This is a genomic window from Micromonospora aridisoli (assembly GCF_056150025.1).
In genome coordinates this window covers 151023-167375 of the sequence record NZ_JAXCFK010000007.1, presented here as the reverse complement: position 1 = coordinate 167375, position 16353 = coordinate 151023, and the positions used below count along the sequence as shown (strand labels likewise).

Below are 16353 nucleotides of genomic sequence, written 5' to 3'. Positions count from 1 at the left end.
ATGGCCTGGTGAACGCCTCCGCCGCCACTCCCGCGACCAGGCCTCAGGCGCGCATCGCGTCCAGCGACTTCTTGAGCGCCTTGGGCGCGGCCGGGCTCCGCGGTGCCTCGGGCCGCAGATCGATCATGCGCTGACCCAGTTCCCGCAACTCATTGCGCCCCATCGACTCGCGCACCTTCGGGAACCACTCCTGCTCCTCCTCCTCGACGTGGTGCAGGACGTTCTCGATCAGCACCGTCGTCTTGGCGTTGAAGTGCTCGTCGTCGGGCTTCATGGCGAACAGCTCGAAGCAGAGCACGTCCGCGACGTGGTGCTCCTCGTACGACTCCAGGATGTGGTCCTCCAGCTCCGGCAGCCGCTTGCGGACCTCCGGGTACATCACCTCGTTCTCCAGGTAGGTGTGCACGGTGAGCGCCTCGAGGATCTGCTTCACCAGCTTGCCGCGCTTGCTGGCCGGAGCGTCCTCGCTGGCCTGGAACTCCTTGAACAGGCGGCGCATCTCCTTGTGGTCCTCTTTCAGCAGGACGATGGCATCGGTGGACACTGGCTGACCTCCTCGGCTCGCTTCGAGGTCTGCTCTCCTACCCGGGTGCGAAGTGCGGAAACGGCCGGTGTCCCCGGGCCGGTGAGTGTGCCACCGCCGGCCGGGGGTATGCGGCCGGGACCTACGAGTGGGAGGTGGGCCGTGGCCACGACGATGCAGCGACCGGCCAGTCCGGTGAAGGACAAGAACTACGACCTGATCCACGCGCTGCAGATGTCCCTGGAGAACATCTGGCACCTGGAGACCTACATCGCCGACGCGGACGCGAGAGGCGACGAGGAACTCGCCAGCTGGTTCCGCAAGATCCAGGAGAACAACCGTAAAGCGGGCGAGCAGGGCAAGCAGATGCTGGCCATGCGCCTGCAGAACGAGAACGGCTGAGCTGCGCGGCGACGGTGGGGCGGGTGGACGTCCGCCCGACCCACCGGTGCGCCCCCGGCGGTCCGGCGGACGGGGGTGGCCGGACATCGTCCGTGACCGGGAGCCCGGCGGTGGCCGGCCGGGCCGGGTGCCGCGTCGTACCCTCTGAGGTGTGGCAGCGGCGGCGGAGGAGATCCAGGTGGGACGGCGGATCGTCCGCGTCTCCAACCCGGACAAGCCGTACTTCCCGGAGCGTGGGCTGACGAAGCTCGACGTGGTGCGCTACTTCCTCGCCGTCGGGGACGGCATCCTGCGCGCGTTGCGGGACCGGCCGACGATGCTGGAACGGTGGCCCCGCGGCGTGTTCGAGGGGGCGACCATCGCCACCCGTCAGGACAACCGGGGTGACGCGTTCTACCAGAAACGGGTACCGGCGGGCGCGCCCGACTGGGTGGGCACCGCCCACATCACCTTTCCCAGCGGACGCACCGCCGACGAGGTGGCGCCGGGAGAGCTCGCCGTGGTGGCCTGGGCGGTCAACCTGGGTACGCTGCGCTTTCATCCGTGGCCGGTGACCAGGGCGGACGTCGAGCGGCCGGATCAGCTGCGCATCGACCTGGACCCGCAGCCCGGGGTCGGGTTCGACCAGGTGGTGCCCGTGGCGCAGCAGGTACGTGGCTTCCTCGACGAGTTGGGCCTGGTCGGCTACCCGAAGACGACCGGCGGACGCGGCCTGCACGTCTACGTCTCCATCGAGCCACGGTGGAGCTTCGGTGACTGCCGCCGCGCGGTGCTGGCGCTCGGGCGGGAGATGCAGCGGCGTCGACCGGACCTGGTCACCACCACGTGGTGGCGGGAGCAGCGGGACCGGCCGGTCTTCGTCGACTACAACCAGATGGCCCGGGACCACACGATGACCTCGGCGTACTCGATCCGGCCGACGCCCGCCGCGCTGGTCTCCGCGCCGCTGGACTGGGCGGAGCTCGACGACGCCCGACCGGAGGACTTCGACGTGACCACCATGCCGGACCGCTTCGCCGAGCGGGGTGACCCGCACGCGGGCCTCGACGAGCGGCGTTTCTCGCTGGAGCCCCTGCTGGAGCTGGCCGACCGCGAGGGTCTGGAGTCGCCCCCCGAGCGGTGAACGGTCACGCCCACGGGCTGCGTACCCCGTCGTACTCCTCGAAGACCAGCCAGCTGCGGGTGGCGAGCACCCCGGCGATGCGCTGCACCCGGTCCAGCACCACGTCCCGCAGGGTGGCGTTGTCCGGCGCGCGGACCAGCGCGAGCACGTCGTGCTCACCGCTGAGCAGTGCCACGTGTTCGACGTAGCGCACCCGGGCCAGCTCCGCCGACACCTCCCGCCAGGTGTTCTGTCTGATGGTCAACGCGATGTAGGCCGAGGTGCCCAGGCCGGCCGGTTCCGGGGCGACCCGCGCGGCGAACCCGGTGATCACCCCCTCCCGCAGCAGCCGCTCCACCCGGGCGTACGCGTTGGTCCGCGAGACGTGCACCCGTTCCGCGAGAGTCCGGATGGAGAGCCGGCCGTCGCGGGTCAGTTCGTCGAGGATGCGCCGGTCCACCTCGTCGAGGGCGACGGCCGAACGTCCCGCTGCGACCCGCCGGTCCGCATCCTCGGCGGCCTCCTGGCTCATCCTGGCCTCCTCTGGGTGCCATTCATCCCGCGTTCCCGGGCCATCTTGAGTCAATCATCCGACAGCAGGAGCATAGGGCCACCACACGTCCAGGAGGTTCCGCCGTGACCACCACCCCCCAGGCGGCCCGCAGGGCATCCCCGCGCAAGCGCCGGCCGGCCACCCCGACCGCGTCCGATCCCGCCGCCGGCCTGCTGCCCGAGGCCGAGCCGGTCCGGCTGCTGAACCCGGACGGCACCCTGCTGCCGTCCCGCGCCGACTATCCCGAGCCGCCCCTGGCGGCGCTGCGCGAGATGTACCGGCGGATGGTCGTCGGCCGGCGCTTCGACGCGCAGGCCACCGCGTTGACCAAGCAGGGCCGGCTCGCCGTCTACCCGTCGTCCCGGGGCCAGGAGGCCTGCCAGGTCGGCGGTGTCCTGGCGCTGCGTGCGGACGACTGGGTCTTCCCGACCTACCGCGAGTCGATGGCGCTGACCGCCCGCGGCATCGACCCGGTCGAGGTGCTCACCCTGCTGCGCGGCGACTGGCACTGCGGGTACGACCCGGCCGCGCGGCGCACCGCGCCGCAGTGCACCCCGCTGGCCACCCAGTGCGTGCACGCGGCGGGCCTGGCCTACGGCGAGTCGTACCAGGGACGCGACACCGTGGCACTGGTGTACATCGGTGACGGTGCCACCAGCGAGGGCGACTTCCACGAGGGTGTCAACTTCGCCGCCGTGTTCAAAGCGCCCGTCGTCTACTTCGTGCAGAACAACCGCTACGCCATCAGCGTCCCGCTGTCCCGGCAGACCGCCGCCCCGTCGCTGGCCTACAAGGGCGTCGGCTACGGCGTACCGAGCGAGCAGGTCGACGGCAACGACCCGGTGGCCGTGCTCGCCGTGCTCACCCGAGCGGTGGCGCACGCCCGCGCCGGGAAGGGACCGTTCCTGGTCGAGGCGCACACCTACCGGATGGAGCCGCACACCAACGCCGACGACGCCTCGCGTTACCGCGACGCCGACGAGGTCGAGGCATGGCGCGACCGCGACCCGATCGCCCGGCTGGAGACCTACCTGCGCGGCCGCGACGCGCTCGACGACGCCGCCGTCGCCGAGATCGCCGAGCAGGCCGAGACGTACGCGGCGGAGCTGCGCGAGCGGATGAACAGCCACCCCACGGTCGACCCGCTCAGCCTCTTCGACCACGTCTACGCCGAGCCCACCGCTCAGCTGGTGGAGCAGCGTGAGCAGGTACGCGCAGAACTGGCCGCGGCAACGGAGGAGGACGCCTGATGGCCACCATGACCATGGCGAAGGCGCTCAACGCCGCGCTCGCCGACGCGATGCTCGACGACGAGCGGGTGCTTGTCTTCGGCGAGGACGTCGGCCAGCTCGGCGGGGTCTTCCGGATCACGGACGGATTGCAGGCCCGCTTCGGCGACAAGCGGTGCTTCGACACCCCGCTGGCCGAGGCCGGCATCGTCGGCTTCGCCGTCGGGCTCGCCATGTCCGGGCTGCGCCCGGTGGTCGAGATGCAGTTCGACGCGTTCGCGTACCCGGCCTTCGAGCAGATCGCCTCGCACGTGGCGAAGCTACGCAACCGCACCCGGGGCGCGCTGAGCGTGCCGATGGTGATCCGGGTGCCCTACGCCGGCGGCATCGGCGGGGTGGAGCACCACTGCGACTCGTCGGAGGCGTACTACGCACACACCCCGGGTCTGAAGGTGGTCACCCCGGCGACCGTCGATGACGCGTACTCGCTGCTGCGGGAGGCGATCGACGACCCCGACCCGGTGGTCTTCATGGAGCCGAAGAAGCTCTACTTCGCCGGCGCCGAGACCGCGCTGCCGAAGCGGACCGAGCCCTTCGGCCGAGCGGTCGTACGCCGCGCCGGACGCGACGCCACCCTGGTCGCGTACGGGCCGGCGGTCCCGGTCGCGCTGGAGGCCGCCGAGGCCGCCCGCGAGGAGGGTTGGGACCTGGAGGTGGTCGACGTACGCACCATCGTGCCGTTCGACGACGCCACGATCGCCGCCTCGGTGCGGCGTACCGGGCGGTGCGTGGTGGTGCAGGAGGCGCAGGGCTTCGCCGGAGTGGGCGCGGAGATCGCCGCCCGGGTGCAGGAGCGGTGCTTCCACGCGCTGCACGCCCCGGTGCTGCGGGTCTCCGGGCTGGACATCCCGTACCCGGCGCCGATGTTGGAGCACACCCACCTGCCCTCGGTCGACCGCGTGTTGGACGCGGTCGCCCGGTTGCAGTGGGACGACCAGCCCGACCCGCGCTGGCTGACCGAAGGCAGCGCGGCATGACCGAGAAGGTTTTCCTCCTGCCCGACCTCGGTGAAGGGCTCGCCGAGGCGGAGATCGTGCAGTGGCGCGTCGCCGTCGGTGACACCGTCACCGTGGACCAGACCGTGGTGGAGGTCGAGACCGCCAAGGCGGTCGTCGACGTGCCCTGCCCGTACGCCGGTCGGGTCGTCGCCCTGCACGGCGCCGAGGGTGAGGTGCGCCCGGTCGGCCAGCCTCTGATCACGGTCGCCGAGTCGGTCGCCGGCCGGCCCGACGACGCCGAGCCGACCGGGCACGCGGTCTACCGCGAGGAGGAGCGGGCCGGCTCCGGCAACGTGCTGATCGGCTACGGCACCGGACACGGCGACCCCCGGCGGCGGCGCCGGTCCCGGCTGGCGGCCCACGCCCCGACGAACGGCGCGGCGACGCCACCGCCGGTCGGGACGCGTCCGACGCAGACGCCGATGGCCGCCCAACCGGCCGGTCACGCCGCCGTCGCGGCACCGACCACGCCGGATCCGGCAGCTCCGGCGCTGGTGATCTCGCCGATCGTGCGGCGGCTCGCCCGCGAACACGGGGTGGACCTGCGTACGCTGCGCGGCAGCGGCCCCGGCGGCGTCATCCGACGCGCCGACGTGCAGGCGGCGGCGAACAGCACCGCCGACGCGGACCGAACCGTCGCGCAGCGGTCGGTGACGGACCCGCCGGTGGGCGGGGCGCAACCCGGCAACGCGGGACCGGCGGTCGGCGCGCAGGACGTGATCATCCCGTTGACCGGCATCCGCCGGACCATCGCCGACAAGCTCTCCCGCAGCCGCCGGGAGATCCCCGAGGTGACCATCTGGGTCGACGCCGACGCCACCGCCCTGCTGGAGACCCGGGCCGCGATCAACGCCGCTCGCCCGGACCGCCCGGTGAGCATCCTGGCCCTGCTCGCGCGGATCTGCCTGTCCGGGCTGCGCCGCTACCCGCAGCTCAACGCCCGGGTGGACACGGAGGGACAGCGGATCGTCCAGTCCGCGGCGGTGCACCTCGGGATCGCCGCCCAGACCGACCGCGGGCTGGTGGTGCCGGTGCTGCGCGACGCCGAGCGCCTCACCACCACGGAACTGGCGGCCGAGCTGGCGGCCACCACCGCGGCCGCCCGCGCCGGCGAACTCCCACCGACCCGGCTCACCGGGGGAACCTTCACGTTGAACAACTACGGCGTGTTCGGTGTCGACGGCTCGACGCCGATCATCAATCACCCCGAGGCGGCGTTGCTCGGCGTCGGTCGCATCGTGGACAAGCCGTGGGTCGTCGACGGCCAGCTCGCGGTGCGGAAGGTGACGCAGCTCAGCCTCACCTTCGACCACCGGGTCTGCGACGGCGGCGTGGCCGGTGGATTCCTCCGGCATGTGGCGGACTGCGTCGAGCAGCCCGCGCTGCTGATCGCCACCGTCTGACGGACCGCGTCGGCGGCGGAACCGGCGTCCTGGTGCCAGGTCGGGCCGCCGCCGTCGTCCCTCGTCGACGACCGGCCGTGCCTGGCACGGCGAGCGCGGTACCACCGGGCCCGGTGGTACCGCGCCGGACATGGGACACACCCGGCCGGCTGGCCCTCTCCGGCATTTTCCGTTCGTCCCGGTGCGATTACGGAAATGTTCCTCTGCCATCTCCCACCTTCTGATGGAAACCGCGAAAACGTCGGCCCCGAACTGGGGAGAATGTGGCGGAGGAAGCGGCGATAAACGGGGGGACGCATCATGATGTTGAGGCGCCGACTGACGCTGTTGGCGGTGAGCGTCGCAGCGGCACCGCTGGCGCTGGGCGCGTGCACCAGCGACCGCAAGCCGGGGCAGCCCGCCGAGGCGCGAGCCAACCCGGAACTGGCCGTCACGCCGGCCGAGGGCACCCGGGACGTGCCGGTCAGCGGGGAGATTGGCACGCTGGTCAAGCACGGGCGGGTCACTGCCGTGCGGATCACCGACGACAAGGGCGGGACGGTTCCGGCGGAGCCGCGAGAGGACGGCACCGGCTGGGTGCCGAGCCGGACGCTGGAGCCGAAGCGGACGTACACCGCGGAGGTCACCGCCACCGGCGACTCCGGAATGACGGTGACCCGCAGGACGACCTTCACGACCCAGCCGAAATCCTCCAAACCGGAGATCACCAGCACCTTGTATTTCGCCGGTGATCGGACGTATGGCACGGCCATGCCGGTAACCGTCGCCTTCGACCCGCCAATTCCCAAAGAGGCCCGGGCGGATGTCCAGCGCCGTTTGTTCGTCCGAACGGATCCGCCGCAGCCCGGTGCCTGGTCCTGGGTGTCCGACGGCAGCCAGGTCTACTACCGGGCGCCCGACTTCTGGCGGCCGGGCACGACGATCAGCGTCCGCTCCGCGCTCGAAGGGCTGCCGATCGGCAAGGAGAGCGTCGGCGACGCGGACCGCCGGGCCACCTCGAAGATCGGTCGGCAGGTCGAGTTGGAGATCGACAACGCGACCAAGCAGATGTCGGTGATCCGCGACGGCAAGCTGGTGCGCAAGCTGCCGGTCAGCCTCGGCAAGCCGAGCACGCCGACGTCCAGCGGCAAGATGGTGATCATGGAGAAGCACGAGTTCACCACCTTCGACACCCGAGGTTCGGCCGATCCTTACGTGGTCGACGTGGAGGACGCGCAGCGGCTCACCTGGGGCGGCGAGTTCATCCACGGCGCGCCCTGGTCCGAGGGGGACCAGGGGTACACCAACGTCTCGCACGGGTGCACCAACCTGTCGGCGGCCAACGCGGACTGGCTGATGGGCGTCACCCAGGTCGGTGACCTGGTCACCGTCAAGGGCACCGAGGTCCAGCTCAACGAGGGCAACGGCTGGACGGCCTGGAACGTGAGTTGGGAACAGTTCGCCAAGGGCAGCGCGCTCCCGGTACCCGCCGGTTTGCGGCCCACCCCGACCCAGGCGCCGGACCCCGGGGCGGTGGCCGGGGGCTCACCCGAACCGCAGCCGTCGGCGAGCGGCGGGTAGGCCGCGCCTCGCCGGACCTCCGCCTCGGCTCGCTCGGCGAGCCCGGTGAAACGCAGCTGGCCGTACCGGCCGGGGCGGGGGATCGTCCCTAGGGCGGAGGCGACACGCCTGCGGGTCATGCCCTGGGCTTACCCGGAACCGCCTTTCGGCAGGGTGGAAGTGTCGGTGGCGGGAGATAGGTTCGTCGCATGCGAGAGCGCGAGGAGCGGTTTGCCGTCGAGACCAGGGTGTCCGACGACGCGGTGTGCGTTCACGCGGTCGGTGTCATCGACATCGCCACGGTGGCGGTGTTCCGCGCCGCTCTCTGGGCGGCTCCCGCCCGCCGGGAGCTCCGGGTCGATCTGTCCGGGGTCCGGCTGCTCTCCGCTGCCGGGGTGCGCACGCTGGTCGCGGCCCGGCTGTGGGTGCGATCCCAGGGCGGGGACCTGGTGCTGGTCGACCCGCCGCCGGTGGTGGAGCGGGTGCTGTCGGCCACCGGCCTGCGACGGGTCATCCCGGTCGTCGACACCGCGCCGGAGCGGGTGCTCGCCGGGGTGTGACCGGTCGACCCCGGTCGCGTCACCGGCGTGGGGGCCGAGAACGTGTCCGGCGCCGGGCACGGGGCCGGCGCCGGACACGCGAGGTCAGCGGACGCCGAGCAGGTCGACGACGAAGACCAGGGTCTCGTTGGGCTTGATGACGCCACCGGCGCCCCGGCTGCCGTACCCGAGGTGCGGCGGGATGGTCAGGCGGCGCCGACCGCCGACCCGCATCCCCACCACGCCCTGGTCCCAGCCGGCGATGACCCGCCCGCCGCCGAGCGGGAACTCGAAGGGCTCGCCCCGGTTCCAGGAGGCGTCGAACTCGGCGCCGGTGGAGTGCGAGACCCCGACGTAGTGCACGCGGGCCACCTGTCCGGGCTGGGCCTCCGGGCCCTCGCCCACGCTGATGTCCTCGATCACGAGGTCAGCCGGTGGGGCGCCCTCGATCGCACCGATCTCGGGCTTGCTCGCTGCCTGGCTCATACGGGTTCTCCTGGTACGTCGGTTCCGGTCAGCACGTATCCTGCCGGATGCTACGTGCCTGCGCGGCCGATGGGCTGACGCGGGCCACCGACGCCGGGGCGGGCGGACGCGGTGCGGCGGGCGTCACCGGTAGGTGACGCCCGCCGCGCGGGGGGAGGTGATCCGGGTCAGCGGAGCCAGCCGAACCGCTGGACGATCGGCAGCCGCGCCCAGGTGCGGCCCAGGCCCCAGGTGTCACCGGCGTTGGTCACCGCGAGCAGGGCCAGCACACCGGCGTACACGAGGTGGTCGTCCATGAAGGGGTTGTTCGCCGGAGGCAGGACGGCCGTCCACATGAGCACCAGCAGCAGACCGCCGGCCGCGGCGGCGACCCGCACCCCGATGCCGACCAGCAGTGCCGTACCGATGGCGGCCAGACCGATCATGAAGAGCCAGTCGGCCCAGGCGGCTCCGGCGATGCCGTTGTAGAAGCCCTGGAACGGGCCGGCGGCACCGTAGGTGAGGAAGCCCTTGGTCGGGCTGCCCCCGTTGATCCAGGCGTTCTTCGCCTCGGTGGCGAAGCCCAGGCCGAACATCTTGTCCAGGAAGGCCCAGAGGAAGACCCAGCCCAGCGCCAGGCGGAGCCCGGCGAGCAGGTAGCGGGTCGCCCGCGTCCGGAGGGTCTGGTCCCGGTTGGTCTCGGTCACCGGGGTCTTGGCGGCGGCGGTGTTCCGCTCCATCATCGCGGTCATAACGTCCACGTCCCTTCTCTGCTTCGCACCGCGTGTCCCGGTGGCACTTCTATTGGACGCCTGCGGACCAGGTGTCGATCAGGGCCGGCGGGCAGGTACCGGGCGGGACCTTGGACCCGTGTTCGTCGGGACCACCGACCACCCGGGGCCCTGACGCCGAGACACGAGCCCCGGGCAGGCCTCAGCGGGCGACGACCGGGTCGGCGAGCTGGGCGGTCAGCAGCGCGGGAGCTTCGGCCAGCGACGGGCCGTACCAGGTCAGGTGCCGGCCGGACACCAGGGCGCACGGAACTCCGGGGAACGCCTCGGGACCGTCGTCGGGAGTGAAGCGGTACGGCTCGTCCGGCAGCACGACCAGGTCCGGTGCCTGGTCCCGCAGGTGTTGGAGGCTGGGCCGCGGATACCGCTCCGGCTGCTCGGCGTAGAGGTTGGCGACACCCAGCCGGCGCAGCAGGTCCCCGGCGAAGGTGTCGGTGCCGAGCACCACCCAGGGCCGGCGCCAGACCGGCACCACCGCCCGCCGGGGAGCTGGCGGGTCCGCCAGCGTGGCCCAGGCCCGCCGGGCCGCCGTCAGCCAGTGCGGTTCGGCCGCCGCGCCCAGGTCGCGGAGCAGGTCGGCAAGCTCGGTCAGCGCACCGTCCACGGTGCGCGGGTAGGTCAGCCGGACGGGTATGCCCATGGCGGCCAGGGCGCTGGCGTCCGCGCGCCGGTTCTCCTCGACGTTGAGCAGGACCAGATCGGGCCGGAGCGCGCGGATCCGGTCCAGGTCCGGGTACTTGGTGCCGCCCACCCTCGGCACGTCCAGGTCCGTCGGGTGGGTGCACCAGTCGGTGGCTCCGACCAGCAGCTCGGGAAGGGTGACCGCCACCGCCTCGGTCAGCGACGGCACCAGCGACACGACCCGCACCCGTCCACCTCCTCGGTCCGGCCGGTACCCACGGTCCGTCACCGGCGACCCGCCGGCATGATCGTCATCCTAGACTCGGCCGTTGGGCGGGCGGAGCCTCGTCGACCGGCGCCGTACGGCGCCCGCGGCGTCGTCCGGCCTGCGGCGCCGGGACCCGCGGGAGAGTGTGAAGAGGTGCGGTGGATACGACGATGAGCGGTGAGCACGACCGCTGGCTGTCGCCGGTGCCGGAGGGCGCCGGGCGCGGTCCCGTGCTGGTCCGTGGGGAGCAGCGGGTGCACGTCGGGCTGCGCCTGGGCGAACTCGTCCGCCGTCGTCCACCCGGTCTCACCGCCAGCCAGTGGAACACGGCCAGCCGGACCATGCTGGACCATGTGGTCTGCTCCGTGCCGACCGGACGGCCCGAGTTCGCCGTCGAATTCCGGCCCCCGTCGGCCGACGCCGCCGCCCGGCGGGCCGAGCGGACCACGGAGGCCGTCGCCGCCGCGATCGGTCTACCCCTGCTGCGCCTCGTCTCCGCCACCTTGGACGCCGCCGGGCACGGGCCGCGGGTCGTCGGGTACGTCCTCGACGCCCGCCGGTACGCCGCCGGTGCCGCCGCCGAGCTGGACGAGACGACCGTCGGGTTCCGCGACATCGTCGGCCGGCTGCCCGACGGCCGCGAGGGCGCGGTCAACGACCTCGGCGCACTCGCCCGGACCGAGGCCGTCGAGGCTTACGTGGCGGGTCGGCTGGCCGACCCGATCCTGCGCGGGCTGCACGTGCGCTGGACGCGAGGACCGGCCGAGGGGTGGAGCTGGGCGGAGGTGCGACCGGGCGACGTCCTGGTGGAACGCGTGCTCGTGCAGACGCACGGCCTCTCCTGCGGCATCGACCCGGCCCGGCTCGCCGAGGACCTGGCCGTCGTCGCGGTCGGCGAACGGCTGCGGACGATCGGGGCCGGCGTGCCGTCGCTGGTGCCGCGCCGCGAACTGCTCGCCGGCATTCGGCGGCTACGGGACCGACGCGGCGAACTCACCGACGGCTTCGCCTACGACCACCTCTGCGCGGAGTGACCGGGTCCTGAGCAACCGCCGAGGGCGGACGGTGACCGGCCGCGCGCGGAAAGAAACATCGAAAAAAAGTTCGCGGCCTTTGAACCGCCGCCGAAGCGCGCCCGTACCTCACCGGGAATGGACAGGATCTCCCCAACCCGCACCGGCAGGCGCGGGAGACGGTGCGGAAAGGGCATCGTCGTTCGTCGACGTGCCACCGGCGCGTTCAGGCGGTCCCCGTCGAGCGTGCCACCACGATTCCGTTCGGTCCGTCGAGTCACGAATCAGGTACCGGATCGAGAAGGAGAGCAATTCGATGCGCAGGTCAACCCGGTCGCGCCGACCATCCGGTAACGCGCGGACCAAGCGACTTCTGGCCGCTGGCGCCACGCTCGCTGTCTTCGGCGGCGTCGTCGCCGTGACCCAGATCTCGTCGGCCGGTGACCGACGGCCGAACCAGCAGACGCGGCCGGTGGCGGCCGAATGTGTCGCCCCGAGCCCCGGTGCCACCGCGCCGACCGCTCGCGGTGCGACCACCACCCGCACCTGGCAGAACGGCCGCTGGGTGGTCAATCACTGGGGTGACGGGCAGCAGACCGTGGAGGAGTGCCAGGAGACCCGCAACGGCACCGACGGTGCGACCACCGGGACCCTCGCAGTGGCCTGTCCGGACGTGGTGAGTCGGCTCCCGCAGGTGCCCGACCGAGCCCGGGCCGAGGTGGACCGCAACCTCAACGCCCTGCAGACCCAGATCACCCAGGCGGACCAGCGGCTCGCCGCGGAGGGCAACCAGGGCCAGGAGTTCATCCGTAACGCCATCCTCGCCCCGCTGGCCAGCCAGCGTCGCGCGACCCTCAACCGGATCACGATCGCCATCGACCGGTTCGGCCCTCGGCCGCGCGGTCTCGCCAACCTCGCCACCTGCCAGGTGCAGCCGGTCGACAACACCAACGATGGCGACGACGACGGCAACGACGGTGGTAACAACGGCGGTAACAACGGCGGTAACAACGGCGGTAACAACGGCGGCAACAACGGCCTCGACGTGCTGGCGAACAACTGCAACAACAGCCAGCTGCAGGCGCACGACGGCTTCCAGAACGGCAACCGCTGCATCAGCACCGCGTTCGGCGAGGTCGGCTCGGCCGCCAACAACCCGTCGCTACTCATCACCGACTTCCCGCAGCAGATCAACCGCAACGAGGGCTTCTCGATCCGGGTCAGCACCCGCAACCTGGTCCGGGACCGGTTCCTGCCGGCCGGTCAGGGCGGCTACTACCTGGAGAGCTCGCTGCTCAACGAGCAGGGCCTGACGCGCGGCCACTTCCACACCGCCTGCCGGATGCTGAACAACACGAACGAGGCACCGGCGCCGGAGCCGGTGCCGGCCTTCTTCGTCGCCACCGAGGACGGCGGCGGCGGCTCGCAGCCGGACGAGGTGACCATTCAGATCCCGGGTCTGCCGGACTCCGGTATCGCGCAGTGCGCGGTCTGGGCCGGTGACGGATCGCACCGTATCCCGATGTCGGAGCGGGCCAACCAGACCCCCGCGTTCGACGCGGTGCGGATCCAGGTCAACTGACGACGCGGAGGGCTGAGGCCGAGAGCTGACGTCCAGGCACGCGGGGCCGTCCGGGAATTGTCCGGACGGCCCCGCAGCACGTTGGGAAGTCGGTGTATGCCGTGACCTATCCGCGCCAGAGTGCCATTCCCGCTGCTCAGCGGTTCTTGTACGCCTCGACCACCTCGACCGGGATGCGGCCCCGCTCAGAAATCTTGTAGCCGTTCCGGACGGCCCATTCGCGGACGGCGCGGTTCTGCTCCCGGTTCATTCCCGGAGTGCCCGAACCGCTGCCGCGACGCGGACTACGGCCAGTGTCGGGGCCACCACGGCCGAGTCGCCGGCCGGCATCGATAAAAGGGTCCAGCGCCTTGCGCAGGACGCCCGCGTTCTCGTCGGAAACGTCGATGGTGTACGCCACGCCATCCAGGCTGAACTCGACCGTCCGGTCGGCCTTTCCGCCGTCGAGGTCGTCAGTCAGCACCGTGATTACTTTTTTGGCCATCGTCGATTACTCCCTGTGTCTGGCGGGGTGTGCTCAAAGTTTGACTGATCGTCCGGCAATTGCGCAACAATAGTGCGCCCTGCGGCGACTCGCGTTTTGCGTGTCGTCGAAATCCCCGATTCTGGATCTGCCGGGTGTGGGCGCGAGCCGATTCGGCTCCACCGCGCCGGGTCGGCCGTGTGCTGGGTCACACCGAGGAACAACCGGCGGCCGCTCCGACTTGAGCCAGACACGCTCAACTCGATGCGATAGCAGGTGTTCGATGGCAACTCTTCCGGTACTTCCACTGGCCGACGCCGTACTGCTGCCCGGCATGGTCATCCCGGTGACCCTCGACCCGACCACCCAGGCCGCGGTCGACGCGGCCCGAGCCACCGGCGACCGCAAGCTGCTCGCCGTGCCGCGCCTGGACGGCGAGTACGGCTCCGTCGGCGCGATCGCCACGATCGAGAAGGTCGGGCGGCTGCCCAGCGGCGAGCCCGCGGCCGTCATCCGTGGCCTGAACCGGGCCCGGATCGGCTCCGGTGTGCCCGGTCCCGGCGCGGCCCTCTGGGTCGAGGCGACCGAGATCGATGAACCCGCCCCGGCCGGCCGGGCCCGTGAACTCGCCCGCGAGTACCGCGCGTTGATGACCTCGGTGCTCCAGCAACGTGGTGCCTGGCAGGTCATCGACGCGATGGAACGGATGACCGACCTCTCCGAGCTGGCCGACTCGGCCGGCTACGCGCCCTGGCTCAGCCTGGCGCAGAAGACCGAACTACTGGCCGCGCCGGACGTCACGGCCCGGCTGGAACTGCTCGTCGGCTGGGTGCGTGACCACCTGGCCGAGCAGGAGGTCACCGAGCAGATCAACTCCGACGTCCGCGAAGGGCTGGAGAAGTCGCAGCGGGAGTTCCTGCTGCGTCAGCAACTCGCCGCGATCCGCAAGGAACTCGGTGAGGACGCCCCGGACGGCTCGGCCGACTACCGGGCCCGCGTGGAGGGCGCCGACCTGCCCGAGAAGGTGCGCGAGGCGGCGCTGCGCGAGGTCGGCAAGCTGGAGCGGGCCAGCGACGCCTCCCCGGAGGCGGGCTGGATCCGTACCTGGCTCGACACGGTGCTGGAGATGCCGTGGAGCACGCGTACCGAGGACAACACCGACCTGGCCGCGGCGCGGGCCGTGCTCGACGCCGACCACGCCGGTCTGGCCGACGTCAAGGACCGCATCCTGGAGTACCTGGCGGTGCGCAACCGACGCGCCGAGCGTGACCTCGGTGTGGTCGGTGGTCGCGGCTCCGGTGCCGTACTGGCCCTCGCCGGACCGCCCGGCGTCGGCAAGACCAGCCTCGGCGAGTCGGTCGCCCGGGCACTCGGCCGGACGTTCGTCCGGGTCTCCCTCGGCGGCATCCGGGACGAGGCCGAGATCCGGGGACACCGCCGCACCTACGTGGGCGCGCTGCCCGGTCGCATCGTCCGGGCGCTGCGCGAGGCGGGCTCGATGAACCCGGTGGTGCTGCTCGACGAGGTGGACAAGGTCTCCGTGGGGTACGCCGGCGACCCGGCCGCCGCCCTGCTGGAGGTGCTCGACCCGGCCCAGAACCACACCTTCCGGGACCATTACCTGGAGGTCGACCTGGACCTGTCCGACGTGCTGTTCCTGGCCACCGCCAACGTGGTGGAAGCCATCCCCGGCCCGTTGCTGGACCGGATGGAACTGGTCACCCTGGACGGGTACACCGAGGACGAGAAGGTGGCCATCGCCCGTGACCACCTGCTGCCCCGCCAGCGGGAGCGGGCCGGGCTGACCGTCGACGAGGTCGACGTGGACGCCGCGGCGCTGGCCCGCATCGCCGGGGAGTACACCCGTGAGGCCGGCGTACGGCAGCTGGAGCGTGCTCTCGCGAAGATCATGCGGAAGGTGGCCGTGGCCCTGGCCGACGACCCGACGCCGGTCCGCGTCGGCGCCGACGACCTGGTCCGCTACCTCGGCCGGCCCAAGCACACGCCCGAGTCGGCGGAGCGTACCGCGACGCCGGGCGTGGCCACCGGGCTGGCGGTCACCGGGGCCGGGGGAGACGTGCTGTTCATCGAGGCGACCAGCATGGAGGGCGAGCCGGGGCTGACCCTCACCGGTCAGCTCGGCGACGTGATGAAGGAGTCGGCGCACATCGCGCTCTCCTACCTGCGCGCCAACGGCCGCCGACTCGGCCTGGACCCGAACGCCCTCGCCGGGCGGCGGATCCACCTGCACGTGCCGGCGGGCGCGGTGCCGAAGGACGGGCCCAGTGCCGGCATCACCATGGTCACCGCCCTGGCGTCGCTGGCCAGCGGTCGACCGGTGCGCCCCGAGTTCGGGATGACCGGCGAGGTGACCCTCTCCGGTCGGGTGCTGCCCATCGGCGGGGTGAAGCAGAAGCTCCTCGCCGCCCACCGGGCCGGTCTGACCGAGGTGATCATCCCGGCCCGCAACGAGCCGGACCTGGACGACCTGCCGACCGAGGTCCGCGAGGCGCTGACCGTGCACACCCTCGCCGACGTCGCCGACGTACTCGCCCTGGCCCTGCGTCCGGCCGAGATCGACCCGGCGTCGCTGGGCGACCAGCGCCTCACCGCCGCGTGAGGTGCAAGGAAGGGCCCCTTGTTAACGCCTCCGGTAGAGCAGGGGCCCCTTCTTAACAGACCCGTCCGGCAACTGGCGCTGCCCTTGAGGGGTGGCGCCAGTTGCCGTATTTCTGGTCGCTGTGTAGAGAAGGGCACCCTTCTCTACACCACGCGTTAACAAGGGGCCCTTCCTTACCCGAA

At 71.8% G+C, this 16353-nt stretch carries 16 protein-coding genes; 10 read left to right on the top strand and 6 right to left on the bottom strand.

Annotation, left to right across the window (positions count from 1 at the left end):
* Nucleotides 1-43: 43 nt before the first annotated feature.
* Nucleotides 44-544 carry a hemerythrin domain-containing protein gene (locus SM447_RS16885; protein ID WP_474573763.1) on the bottom strand — a complete coding sequence of 167 codons (501 nt, stop codon included), beginning with the start codon at nucleotides 542-544 and terminating at the stop codon, nucleotides 44-46.
* A gap of 141 nt (nucleotides 545-685) precedes the next feature.
* Between SM447_RS16885 and SM447_RS16880 the strand changes: the two genes are divergently transcribed.
* Nucleotides 686-925, top strand: coding sequence for a hypothetical protein (locus SM447_RS16880; protein ID WP_474573762.1), 240 nt, complete (start codon nucleotides 686-688; stop codon nucleotides 923-925).
* Between the two features lie 151 nt (nucleotides 926-1076).
* A complete protein-coding gene (locus tag SM447_RS16875) occupies nucleotides 1077-2048 on the top strand; it encodes a DNA polymerase domain-containing protein (RefSeq protein ID WP_474573761.1) in 972 nt (323 codons plus the stop codon).
* A gap of 4 nt (nucleotides 2049-2052) precedes the next feature.
* On the opposite strand, the gene SM447_RS16870 is transcribed toward SM447_RS16875, so the two are convergent.
* Entirely contained in the window at nucleotides 2053-2559 is a 507-nt protein-coding gene (locus tag SM447_RS16870) for an Lrp/AsnC family transcriptional regulator (protein WP_474573760.1), read from the bottom strand.
* A gap of 104 nt (nucleotides 2560-2663) precedes the next feature.
* Between SM447_RS16870 and pdhA the strand changes: the two genes are divergently transcribed.
* From pdhA to SM447_RS16845, 5 genes are all read left to right on the top strand, one after another.
* Nucleotides 2664-3830 (top strand): pyruvate dehydrogenase (acetyl-transferring) E1 component subunit alpha, encoded by a 1167-nt coding sequence (pdhA, locus tag SM447_RS16865; protein WP_474573759.1) that lies wholly within the window; start codon nucleotides 2664-2666, stop codon nucleotides 3828-3830.
* The gene (locus SM447_RS16860; protein WP_474573758.1) at nucleotides 3830-4846 is read left to right on the top strand and encodes an alpha-ketoacid dehydrogenase subunit beta; all 1017 of its coding nucleotides are present in this window, start codon (nucleotides 3830-3832) and stop codon (nucleotides 4844-4846) included. Before pdhA ends, SM447_RS16860 begins: the two co-directional genes overlap by 1 nt.
* Nucleotides 4843-6270 (top strand): dihydrolipoamide acetyltransferase family protein, encoded by a 1428-nt coding sequence (locus SM447_RS16855; protein WP_474573757.1) that lies wholly within the window; start codon nucleotides 4843-4845, stop codon nucleotides 6268-6270. The genes SM447_RS16860 and SM447_RS16855 overlap by 4 nt, the downstream gene beginning before the upstream one ends.
* 300 nt (nucleotides 6271-6570) lie before the next feature.
* Nucleotides 6571-7830: a L,D-transpeptidase gene (locus SM447_RS16850; RefSeq protein WP_474573756.1), complete on the top strand. Its 1260-nt coding sequence runs from the start codon at nucleotides 6571-6573 to the stop codon at nucleotides 7828-7830.
* 188 nt (nucleotides 7831-8018) lie between these two features.
* Nucleotides 8019-8369: an STAS domain-containing protein gene (locus SM447_RS16845; RefSeq protein WP_474573755.1), complete on the top strand. Its 351-nt coding sequence runs from the start codon at nucleotides 8019-8021 to the stop codon at nucleotides 8367-8369.
* 84 nt (nucleotides 8370-8453) lie between these two features.
* Here the strand turns inward: SM447_RS16845 and SM447_RS16840 are convergent, their stop codons facing one another.
* The 3 genes from SM447_RS16840 to SM447_RS16830 form a co-directional block, all read right to left on the bottom strand.
* Nucleotides 8454-8834, bottom strand: a complete 381-nt coding sequence (locus SM447_RS16840) for an FKBP-type peptidyl-prolyl cis-trans isomerase (protein ID WP_474573754.1) — start codon at nucleotides 8832-8834, stop codon at nucleotides 8454-8456.
* Nucleotides 8835-9001: 167 nt separating this feature from the next.
* The gene (locus tag SM447_RS16835; RefSeq protein ID WP_474573753.1) at nucleotides 9002-9574 is read right to left on the bottom strand and encodes a hypothetical protein; all 573 of its coding nucleotides are present in this window, start codon (nucleotides 9572-9574) and stop codon (nucleotides 9002-9004) included.
* 172 nt (nucleotides 9575-9746) lie between these two features.
* Entirely contained in the window at nucleotides 9747-10472 is a 726-nt protein-coding gene (locus tag SM447_RS16830; RefSeq protein WP_474573752.1) for a helical backbone metal receptor, read from the bottom strand.
* 191 nt (nucleotides 10473-10663) lie between these two features.
* Here SM447_RS16830 and SM447_RS16825 point away from each other — a divergent pair, with 191 nt between their 5' ends.
* Nucleotides 10664-11527 carry a hypothetical protein gene (locus tag SM447_RS16825; RefSeq protein WP_474573751.1) on the top strand — a complete coding sequence of 288 codons (864 nt, stop codon included), beginning with the start codon at nucleotides 10664-10666 and terminating at the stop codon, nucleotides 11525-11527.
* Between the two features lie 295 nt (nucleotides 11528-11822).
* The gene (locus tag SM447_RS16820; RefSeq protein WP_474573750.1) at nucleotides 11823-13088 is read left to right on the top strand and encodes a hypothetical protein; all 1266 of its coding nucleotides are present in this window, start codon (nucleotides 11823-11825) and stop codon (nucleotides 13086-13088) included.
* 136 nt (nucleotides 13089-13224) lie between these two features.
* Here the strand turns inward: SM447_RS16820 and SM447_RS16815 are convergent, their stop codons facing one another.
* Nucleotides 13225-13572: a histone-like nucleoid-structuring protein Lsr2 gene (locus tag SM447_RS16815; protein WP_474573749.1), complete on the bottom strand. Its 348-nt coding sequence runs from the start codon at nucleotides 13570-13572 to the stop codon at nucleotides 13225-13227.
* A gap of 262 nt (nucleotides 13573-13834) precedes the next feature.
* Between SM447_RS16815 and lon the strand changes: the two genes are divergently transcribed.
* A complete protein-coding gene (gene lon / locus SM447_RS16810) occupies nucleotides 13835-16171 on the top strand; it encodes an endopeptidase La (RefSeq protein ID WP_474573748.1) in 2337 nt (778 codons plus the stop codon).
* The last annotated feature ends 182 nt before the right edge of the window (nucleotides 16172-16353 follow it).

Coding starts and splice junctions, on each gene's coding strand:
- SM447_RS16870 (WP_474573760.1), bottom strand. CDS start 2,559: ATGAGCCAGGAGGCCGCCGAGGATGCGGACCGGCGGGTCGCAGCGGGA.
- SM447_RS16860 (WP_474573758.1), top strand. CDS start 3,830: ATGGCCACCATGACCATGGCGAAGGCGCTCAACGCCGCGCTCGCCGAC.
- SM447_RS16855 (WP_474573757.1), top strand. CDS start 4,843: ATGACCGAGAAGGTTTTCCTCCTGCCCGACCTCGGTGAAGGGCTCGCC.
- SM447_RS16850 (WP_474573756.1), top strand. CDS start 6,571: ATGATGTTGAGGCGCCGACTGACGCTGTTGGCGGTGAGCGTCGCAGCG.
- SM447_RS16845 (WP_474573755.1), top strand. CDS start 8,019: ATGCGAGAGCGCGAGGAGCGGTTTGCCGTCGAGACCAGGGTGTCCGAC.
- SM447_RS16840 (WP_474573754.1), bottom strand. CDS start 8,834: ATGAGCCAGGCAGCGAGCAAGCCCGAGATCGGTGCGATCGAGGGCGCC.
- SM447_RS16825 (WP_474573751.1), top strand. CDS start 10,664: ATGAGCGGTGAGCACGACCGCTGGCTGTCGCCGGTGCCGGAGGGCGCC.
- SM447_RS16820 (WP_474573750.1), top strand. CDS start 11,823: ATGCGCAGGTCAACCCGGTCGCGCCGACCATCCGGTAACGCGCGGACC.
- SM447_RS16815 (WP_474573749.1), bottom strand. CDS start 13,572: ATGGCCAAAAAAGTAATCACGGTGCTGACTGACGACCTCGACGGCGGA.
- lon (WP_474573748.1), top strand. CDS start 13,835: ATGGCAACTCTTCCGGTACTTCCACTGGCCGACGCCGTACTGCTGCCC.